This window comes from Actinokineospora sp. NBRC 105648, from assembly GCF_030269645.1.
Classification (GTDB): domain Bacteria; phylum Actinomycetota; class Actinomycetes; order Mycobacteriales; family Pseudonocardiaceae; genus Actinokineospora.
This window is the reverse complement of record NZ_BSTR01000038.1, coordinates 67,268-76,727: the sequence shown is the minus strand read 5'-3', so window position 1 is coordinate 76,727 and position 9,460 is coordinate 67,268. Positions and strand designations below refer to the sequence as shown.

At 73.9% G+C, this 9,460-nt stretch carries 6 protein-coding genes; 5 read left to right on the top strand and 1 reads right to left on the bottom strand.

Going from position 1 to position 9,460, the window contains the following annotated elements; translation table 11 throughout:
* Positions 1-308: 308 nt before the first annotated feature.
* On the bottom strand, positions 309-1,520 hold the full coding sequence (locus tag QSK30_RS27015; protein ID WP_285506982.1) for a threonine synthase: 1,212 nt from the start codon (positions 1,518-1,520) through the stop codon (positions 309-311).
* Between the two features lie 400 nt (positions 1,521-1,920).
* Between QSK30_RS27015 and QSK30_RS27010 the strand changes: the two genes are divergently transcribed.
* The 5 genes from QSK30_RS27010 to QSK30_RS26990 all read left to right on the top strand — a co-directional run bounded on the left by QSK30_RS27010 (position 1,921) and on the right by QSK30_RS26990 (position 9,454).
* Positions 1,921-3,264 (top strand): DUF2637 domain-containing protein, encoded by a 1,344-nt coding sequence (locus tag QSK30_RS27010; protein WP_285506980.1) that lies wholly within the window; start codon positions 1,921-1,923, stop codon positions 3,262-3,264.
* A gap of 148 nt (positions 3,265-3,412) precedes the next feature.
* Entirely contained in the window at positions 3,413-6,154 is a 2,742-nt protein-coding gene (locus QSK30_RS27005) for an SCO1167/SCO6262 family helicase (protein ID WP_285506978.1), read from the top strand.
* A complete protein-coding gene (locus QSK30_RS27000; RefSeq protein ID WP_285506976.1) occupies positions 6,151-7,350 on the top strand; it encodes an SWIM zinc finger family protein in 1,200 nt (399 codons plus the stop codon). The genes QSK30_RS27005 and QSK30_RS27000 overlap by 4 nt, the downstream gene beginning before the upstream one ends.
* Positions 7,351-7,476: 126 nt before the next feature.
* Positions 7,477-8,256: a TetR/AcrR family transcriptional regulator gene (locus QSK30_RS26995; protein ID WP_285506974.1), complete on the top strand. Its 780-nt coding sequence runs from the start codon at positions 7,477-7,479 to the stop codon at positions 8,254-8,256.
* Between the two features lie 247 nt (positions 8,257-8,503).
* Complete coding sequence (locus QSK30_RS26990; RefSeq protein ID WP_285506973.1) at positions 8,504-9,454, top strand: LLM class F420-dependent oxidoreductase; 951 nt, start codon at positions 8,504-8,506, stop codon at positions 9,452-9,454.
* The last annotated feature ends 6 nt before the right edge of the window (positions 9,455-9,460 follow it).

Genomic DNA, 9,460 nt, shown 5'->3' with positions numbered 1-9,460 from the left:
GCGGGGCCCCTAGAGCACCGCGGTGGAGAGAAAAGGGCAGGTAAGGGCATCCCCACCCACGGCAAGTTTAGCGGCACTCTCCCCCCACACGAAGCGAGTCCACTAGATCGAGCATCCGTAACGGGACATGCGTACCAGCGGGGTCGACCTAACCGCTGCGGTTGGGTGGCGGGAAGGGGCGGCCTTTCGCTGCGGCTTAGCGGGTTTAGCGGGCGCGCGGGTTCCGCAGCGGTTTGGTGGGCGGGAATTCGTCCCGTTCGCTGGCTGGTTCGCTGGCTGGTTGGTGGCTGGGTGGCTGTGGGTGGGGGCTAGAGGTTGTGTGGGATCTTGCCGTCTTTTGGCAGGGTGGGGACGTCTATCTGGATTGTGTTGGGGTACTTGATTCCGGTCCCGGTGTTCAGGACGACCACCTGTTCCGTGCCCTTCAGCCAGCCCGACTCCCGTAGCCGTGCCAGTGCCGCGAAGCAGGCTGCGCCCTCCGGGCACACGAAGGTGCCCTCCAGCTGTGCCAACTCTCGTTGTGCGGCAAGGAGTTCCGGGTCTGATACGGCTACTGCCGTGCCTTCTGTCTCTTTCAGGGCGCGCAGTACCAGGAAGTCGCCGAGCGCCTTCGGGACGTTGACGCCGAAGGCCACTGTTGAGGGGTTGGCCGGTGCCACGCTCTCCTCGGTGCCTGCTTCCCAGGCCTCGACGATTGGGGCGCAGCCGGTGGCCTGGACCGCGACCAGGCGGGTTTCCGGGGTGAGCCAACCGAGTTCGCGCAGTTCTTGCAGGGCCTTGTGGATGCCGATGACGCCGACTCCGCCGCCGGTGGGGTAGAGGATCACATCCGGTGCGCGCCAGCCCAGTTGTTCCACGATCTCGTAGCCCATCGTCTTCTTGCCCTCGATGCGGTAGGGCTCCTTGAGGGTGGAGACGTCCTGGTAGCCCTCGCGTTCGGCCACTGCGGCGCGGATCAGGGCGCCCGCGTGCGAGATCAGGCCGTCCACCAGGTACAGCTCGGCTCCGGCCGCCACGCACTCCGTGCGGGTGATGGTGGGGGCGTCGACCGGCATGGCGATGAGGCTGCGGATGCCCGCCCTTGCCGCGTACAGGGCCCAGGCGGCGCCCGCGTTGCCGTTGGTGGGCATGGCGATGCCGCATACGCCGAGCTCGGCCGCCCTGGACACGCCGACGGCGGCGCCGCGTGCCTTGAAGGTTCCCGTCGGGATCAGGCCCTCGTCCTTCATCAGCAGGTTCGGCACGCCAACCCGGGCGCCGTAGGTCGGGAGGGGCAGCAGTGGGGTCATCCCCTCCCCCAGTGTCACCACCGCCGACTCCCGCGCGACGGGCAGGACTTCGTGGTAGCGCCACAGGTTCGGGGGCCTTGCCGCCAGCTCGTCCCGGTCGGTCTTCACCTGGGTGAGGTCGTAGCGGGCCAGCAGTGGGGAGCCGCAGGCGCAGGTGCCGCGCACGACGTCGGCCGACACCTCCGTCCCGCACCGCGGGCAGGACAGGTGCGACAGGGTCGAGTACGTCACGCGTGCTCCTTCTCAGCCAGGGTCCGACATCGAACACCGTAGTGACCCGCGGGGAGCCGGTTCGGGATCGCTCTCAGGATCTGACACGAAGTGCCCACGGCGGGACCGCTCGCTGCCCACTGCCCGGAAAAGGCGGGCGCGTGGATTCCCGGCGCGGTGTTGTCGCTGCTCAACCCGATCGCGGGGCCGGTCGGTTGAAAGTCCACAGTGGACCAAATGGCCGTAACCGGGCGTTCATAGGTAACAGCTGGGGAACGACTATGTCAAGATCACCGATCCACCGCCGGACAAACGCACCCCCGGGTGGACTCGCCCGCGCGGCGTCCGACAAAGTGCACACTACCCATCGACTCGAATTCGAACCGCGTCATCCGCAGCCATCCCTAGGAGGACCGCGCAGGTGAGTCAGAAGATCGACATTGACCCAGCACACGCTGTCGCGCTCGCCTCGCGCGTCACCCTCGCCGACAAGATCCGGTACGCGTGTGAGCACGTCGAGACCCCAACCACCCTCGCGGTCAAGCAGTGGTTGGACGCCTACGGCGTCACGATCACCCGCTCCTACGCCACCGGGATCATCAACACCTGGCGCGGCGAGAACCGGATCGGCGACACCGGCGACCTGGTCGCGATGAGCCCGGAGCTGCTGGCCGAGCTCGACGCCCTGCGCTCCACCGAGGCCGCCACCGACAGCGCGGTCCCCGCCGACGACACCCCGACCCGGGCGGACCTGCGGCCGGTCCCGGAGAACCCCGAACCGGTCGACAACGCAGCGGGCAACACGACCAGCACAGCCACCACAGACAACTCGGACACCGTGGACACAGACAGAGTGAACAGCGTCGACACCGCCGACACCACCCCGGCGACCCCCGAGCCCGAGTCCGCCCGGGACGCCGAGACCGCCGCCCCGGCGGCCAAGGGCGAGACCGCCGAGGAGTGGGCGGCCGCGCTGCTGGCCCGCGCCGAGTCGGCCGCGATCGCCGCCGAGGCACCGGCCGAAGAGCCCACTGCCGACGCGGCGCCAGAGCCCGCGAAGCCGCCGGTCGGCAACGCCATGGTGGTCGCCGAGAAGCACAACGCGGTCGAGCAGACCGCTGTCGAGCCGGCGGACGCCGTGCGCGAGGTGCGCGCCGAGCGGGTGGCCGACCCGCTGCTCGAGCCCGCCGGACCGATCACCCAGGCCAAGATGCCGACCGTGCTGTCCTGGTCGGCGAACATGGCCTGGATCGTGGTGCTGGTCGCCGCGATGGGCATCTCGTGGTGGTCGCTGTTCGAGTACGCCCGCAGCTTCAGCATCCCCACCCCGCTGGCCGCGGTCGTCTCGCTGGTGTTCGACGCCTCCGCGCTGATCGTCGCGGGGCTGGCGCACCGCTACGCGCTCTCGCCGTACTCCGGCGCGGGCCCCCGCTTCGCCCTGCTGGCCCTGCTCGCGGGCAGCGTCTACCTGAACTGGGAGCACGCCGCGGGCAAGGGCTACGGCATCGAGGCCTCGATCATGTTCGCCGCGCCCGCCGCGGTCGGCATCCTGCTCTTCGAGCTGCACATCGGCTGGCACTCGCGGACCGAGCGCCGCGCCCGCGGCCGGGTCGCCCGCTCGCTGCCGGTCATCGGCGCGTGGGGCTGGTTCCTGCACCCGCTGCAGAGCCTGACCACGCTGTGGCGGGTCACCGCCGCGCGCGGCCGGTCGGTGCGCGAGGCGGAGCTGAGCAGCATCGAGCAGGTGCGCGCGATCGCCTCCTGACCCAGCACGACACACCAGCAGGACACCCAGCGATACCCAGCACCTCGACGCGGGCCCGGACCGATCTGGTCCGGGCCCACGCGCGCGGGGCGGCGTATGCAGTACGGGTTCCGGTACCGTGGTGGCCCGTCGGCTGGAGAGGAGCACGATGGCCTTGGCGCGCCCGGCCCCGGTCTTCCGCCCGGCCGACCCACCGCGGCACGGCTGGTTCGACCTCTGGTGCCCCGACGAGCCCACCGCCGAGCTCCCCGCGGGTCCCGGTACGCCGGTCGAGATCGAGGTCGCCCGCCCGGAACCGGCCACCGTGCCCGCCCGCAGACTGTCCATTCGGGACACCATCGCGGCGCTGACCCGGCTCGACGACGACGCCCACCCGGCGGCCCGCTTCTGGGCCGCGGCCACCACCCTCGCGCTGCACCTGATCGCCCGCGGCAGGCTGTTGCCCGGCGCCTCGGCCGCGGGCTCCGGTGCCTGGCGGATCGGCCCGTTCGACGTCGAGGACATGGCCCGCGTACACGCACTGGCCGCGGCGATGCCCGCCGCCGCGCGCGCGGTACCGATCGCCCCCGGCCTGCTGCCCGACGCGGTCGAACTGGTGCGCGACTACCTCGACGCGGTCGCCGACACGCTGCCGCGCACCCCCGCCGCCGCCTGGCTCGCGGGCCCGGCCCTCGGCGGCGCCGAGCCGGTCGCACTGTCGCGGGCGTGGGCCGACGAGCTGGCCGAGGGCGTGGACGCGGGCGTGCGGGTGGCGCTGGTGGTCTCCGCGCCGGACGGTGACTTCGGCGCGCGCGCCTTCCAGGCGCGGGTCCGGCTGCGCAGCCTGGCCGACCCGACGAGGGTCGCCGACGCGGCCGAGATCTGGGCGGGCACCGAGCACGGGTTCGGCGAGACGGCCCGGGTGGCGGCGATGGTCGCGGTGCGCCGGGCCGCGCAGGTGTGGGCACCGCTCGAGCAGCTGCTCGACCGCGCGGTGCCCGACGAGGCCCGGCTGATCGACGCCGACATCGACGAGCTGCTCTCCGACGCGGGCCACCGGCTGGCCGCGGCCGGGGTCGAGGTGCACTGGCCCGCCGAGCTGTGCCGGGACCTGACCAGCACGGTCATGATCACCTCGGCGGATGAGCGCCCGGCGGCGGTGGCGGCCCGGTTCGCCGAACCGGAGCCGTTCCCGCGGGCCTGGCGGCTGGTGCTCGACGGCGACCCGCTGACCGACGCCGAGACCGCCGAGGTGGCCGCCGCGCGCAGGCCCGTCGCCCGGCTGCGCGACCGGTGGGTGCTCGTCGAACCCGAACACGCCCGCCGCGCCCGCGACCGGGTCCTCCCGCCGCTGCCGCCGTTCGAGGCGTTGCGCGCGTTGCTGATCGCGACGACCGACGTCGACGGCGAGCGGGTCGGCGTGCGCGCGGAGGGCTGGTTGGCGTGGTTGCGGGAGCTGATCGCCGACCCGGCGGACGGCCCGGAGCCGCTGGACCAGCCGGACGGCCTGCACGCGACGCTGCGCGAGTACCAGGCGCGCGGGGTCCGGTGGCTCACCCGGATGACCGGCCTCGGCTTCGGCGGCTGCCTCGCCGACGACATGGGCCTGGGCAAGACTGTCATGGTGATCGGCCTGCACCTGGCCCGCCAGGCCGACCCGGCGACCGCGGGCCCGACGCTGGTGGTGTGCCCGGCCTCGCTGCTGGGCACCTGGGAGCGCGAGATCGCCCGCTTCGCCCCCGGCGTCGGGGTCCGCCGCTACCACGGCAGCGCGCGGGAGACCGCGGCGAGCGGCTTCGTCCTGACCACCTACGGCACCATGCGCGTGGACGCCGGTCTACTGGCCGAGCGGCCGTGGGCGCTGCTGGTGGCCGACGAGGCCCAGCACGTGAAGAACCGGCTCAGCGGCACCGCGAGGGCGCTGCGGGCCATCCCGGCCGCGGCCCGGGTGGCGCTGACCGGCACGCCGGTGGAGAACGCGCTCGGCGACCTGTGGTCGATCCTGGACTGGACCACCCCCGGCCTGCTCGGCGACGCGGGCGGGTTCCGCGCGGGGTGGACCCGGGTGGTCGAGGTCGAGCGCGACCCGGCCGAGGCGCGCAGGCTGGCCGCCCTGGTGCGCCCGTTCCTGCTGCGCCGCCGCAAGTCCGACCCGGGCATCGCCCCCGAGCTGCCCCCCAAGACCGAGACCGACCAGCTGGTCTCGCTCACCCCGGAGCAGGCCGCGCTCTACCACGAGGCGGTGCGCGCGATCATGCGCGAGATCCGGGCCAGCACCGGGATCGCCCGGCACGGCCTGGTCCTCAAGCTGCTCACCGCGCTCAAGCAGATCTGCAACCACCCGGCGCACTACCGCAAGGAGACCGACACCCCGCTGGCGGGCCGCTCGGGCAAGCTCGACGCGCTCGACGAGCTGCTCGCCACGATCACCGCCGAGGGCGGCGCGGCGCTGGTGTTCACCCAGTACGTGCGGATGGCCAAGCTGCTGCAGCGGCACCTCACCGAGCGCGGCGTCCCGGCCTGGCTGCTGCACGGCGGCACCCCGGTGGCCAGGCGCGAGCAGCTGGTGCGCGGGTTCCAGGACGGCGCGGTGCCGGTGTTCCTGCTCTCGCTCAAGGCGGCGGGCACCGGCCTCACGCTGACCCGGGCCGACCACGTGATCCACTTCGACCGCTGGTGGAACCCGGCGGTGGAGGACCAGGCGACCGACCGGGCGCACCGGATCGGTCAGGACAAGCCGGTCCAGGTGCACCGGCTGATCGCCGAGGGCACCCTGGAGGACCGGATCGCCGCGCTGCTGGAGTCGAAGCGGGACCTGGCCGAGGCGGTGCTCGCGGGCGGTGAGACGGCGTTCACCGAGCTCTCGGACGCCGAGCTGGCCGGGTTGGTCGAGCTGAGGAGCGAGCCGTGAGCGAGGACCGCGCGCGGGGGTTCCCGGCGTTCCCGGCGGGCAGCCGGGGCGGCGGGAAGTTCGCGAAGACGTGGTGGGGCAACGCCTGGATCACCGCGATGGAGGACACCGCGCTCGACGGCGAGCAGCTGCGCAAGGGCCGCAGGCGCGCCGACTCCGGGCACGTCGGCACGATCACGGTCAGCCCGGGCCGGATCGACGCCCGGGTGCACGACGGCGACGAGTACAGCGAGTACGGCACCGTGCTGCGGTTCAGCGAGCTGTCCGACCCGGAGTGGGACCGGCTGCTCGACCGGGTCGCGGCCAAGGCCGGGCACATCGCCGCGCTGCTCGACGGGGACATCCCGCACGAGCTGGTGGAGACCGCCGACGACGCGGGCGTGCGGCTGCTGCCCGGTTACGGCGACCTCGACCCCGAGTGCGACTGCCCGGGCTGGGAGCACCCGTGCAGGCACGCCGCCGCGCTCGCCTACCAGGCGGCCTGGCTGCTCGACGCCGACCCGTTCATGCTGCTGCTGATCCGCGGCCGCGAACGGGCCGAGCTGCTGGCCGAGTTGCGGGCGCGCGGGGCGCAGCCGCCCGCGGCCGAGCGGGCGGGCACCGCCGTCGCCGAGGCGTACGCACGCGTGCCGGGTCCACTGCCGGAGATCCCGGCGGAGACCGGACCGCCGATGGACCTCGCGCCGCTGCTGCCCGCGGACGCGACCGCGACCGCGACCGGGCTGGCGGTGCTCGCCGCCGACGCGGCGGAGCGGGCGGCAGCGCTGCTCGCGGGCGCGGACCTGCCCGAGCTCGACGCGTGGACCGACGCGGTGCGGTTGGCCGCGACCCACCCGGCGGCGACGGCCGCACTGACCGCGGCCAGTGGCCGGGCCGACCTGCCCGACGCCGCGGCGGCCTGGGCCCAGGGCGGCGCCGACGGGCTGCGCGTCTGGACCGAGCCCTGGACCCCGCCCGCGGCGGCCGCGGCCCGGGTCCGGGTGGCCGTCGAGGAGGCGGTCGCCGACGGGCTGCTCGACCCCGAGCCCGAGGTCCGGGCGTGGCGGAACCGGTGGACCGTCGCGGGCCGGGCGCAGCTGCGCCTGGGCACCGACGGGCGCTGGTACCCCTACGCCCGCGCCGGTGGGCGGTGGCGTCCACGCGGGACGCCGCGGGCGGATCCGGTCACCGCGCTGGCCGAGTCCGTGCGCCGGTAGGCAGGCGATAGTCCACAACAGAGGGCGGGCGCGGCGACCGGCGGCGGAGCTCCGCGGCCGACACCGGGCCGCTTGCCCACGAGTCGGCGACGTCACCCGACCGGACCAGTTAGGATCGGGGCCACCATGGCAAAGGACGCGACGAAGGACCACAGCGGGGGCGGCGATCCGGCACGCAGCCTCGCGCTGCTGTGGCGCAAGCAGACCCAGGCGCCGGTCCGCAACGGCAGGCGTGACCTCAGCGTCGACCGGATAGTCGCGGCCGCCATGGCGGTGGCCGACACCGACGGTCTCGGCGCGCTGTCGATGCGCCGGGTGGCCGACAAGCTCAACGTCGGCACGATGTCGCTCTACACCTACGTGCCGGGCAAGGCCGAGCTGATTGACCTGATGCTCGACACCGTCTACGCCGAGGCGGAGTGCGCCGAGGGCACCGGCGGCTGGCGGCCCCGGCTGGAGGCGGTCGCCCGGCAGAACTGGGCGCTCTACCACCGGCACCCGTGGATGCTGCGGGTCGGGGTGAGCAGACCGCCACTGGGCCCGAACGTGATGGCCAAGTACGACTACGAGCTGGGCACCCTCGAGGGCACCGGGCTGACCGACATCGAGATGGACACGGTGCTCAACCTGGTGATCGGGCACGCCGAGACCGCCGCCAGGCGGGCGGTCCGGGCCACCGCCACCGAGGGCGACACCGGCGTCACCGACGAGCAGTGGTGGCGCGCGCACGGTCCGGTGCTGAGCACCCTGATGGACCGCGAGCGCTACCCGCTGGCGGCCCGGGTCGGCGAGGCGGTGGGCAGCGCGCACGGCACGGCCTACGACCCGGCGCACAACTTCGAGTTCGGCCTGGCCCGGATCCTCGACGGGGTGGCGGCCCTGGTGGCGTCCCGGCAGTCGGGCTGATCGTCCGCTGATCCGGTCGACTGTCCACAGTGGGGGGACCCAACCGCGCCGCGGCATTGTCCGCCAGCTCTGGTCCGCTGGATCTGGTCGACGGCATCTGGTCGACGGCGAGCGCGGTTGACGCCCGCCGGCGCGCCGCGCACGAGATGCCCTGGAGCAGCGGCTCCTCGCGGGCCCGGCCCCCGGCCGGGCCGCAGGGGCCTCCGGTGGCGGGGCGGCGGACCGCCGGGGTGGATAGCCTGGCGTGGTGAACAGCCAGGCAGTCGCCCTCCGGGTCTTCACCGAACCGCAGCAGGGCGCGACCTATGACGAGCTCCTGACCATCGCCCGGCACGCCGAGGACACCGGCTACGACGCCTTCTTCCGGTCCGACCACTACCTGGCCATGGGGTCCGCGGCCGGCCTGCCCGGGCCCACCGACGCCTGGATCACGCTGGCGGGCCTGGCCCGCGAGACCAGCACGATCCGGCTGGGCACGCTGATGACCGCGGGCACCTTCCGCCACCCCGGCCCGCTGGCGATCTCGGTGGCCCAGGTCGACCAGATGTCCGGCGGCCGGGTCGAGTTCGGCCTGGGCACCGGCTGGTACGAGGCCGAGCACACCGCCTACGGCATCCCGTTCCCGCCGCTGCGCGAGCGGTTCGACCGGTTCGCCGAACAGCTGGAGGTGATCACCGGCCTGTGGTCGACCCCGGCGGGCGCCACCTACTCGTTCACCGGCACGCACTACCAGCTGGCCGACTCCCCCGCGCTGCCCAAGCCCGCGCAGCGGCCGGGTCCGCCGATCCTGATCGGTGGCGGCGGGCTCAAGCGGACCCCGGCGCTGACCGCCCGGTTCGCCGACGAGTTCAACCTGCCGTTCATCTCCCTCGACGACGCGGTCGAGCGGCTCGACCGGGTCGGCACCGCCTGCGCGGAGATCGGCCGGGACCCGAGCGAGATCATCCGCTCGGTGGCCCTGGTGGCCTGCGTCGGCCGCGACGACGCCGAGGTCGCCCGGCGGGCCGGGGTGATCGGCCGGGAGGTCGACGAGCTCACCGCCAACGGACTCGCGGGCACCCCCGCGCAGGTGGTCGACCGGATCGGCGCCTGGCGCGAGCGCACCGGCGTCAGCCGGATCTACCTGCAGGTGCTCGACCTCGCCGACCTGGACCACCTGGACCTGATCGCCCAGGAGGTCGCCCCCCAGCTGGGCTGAGGGCCG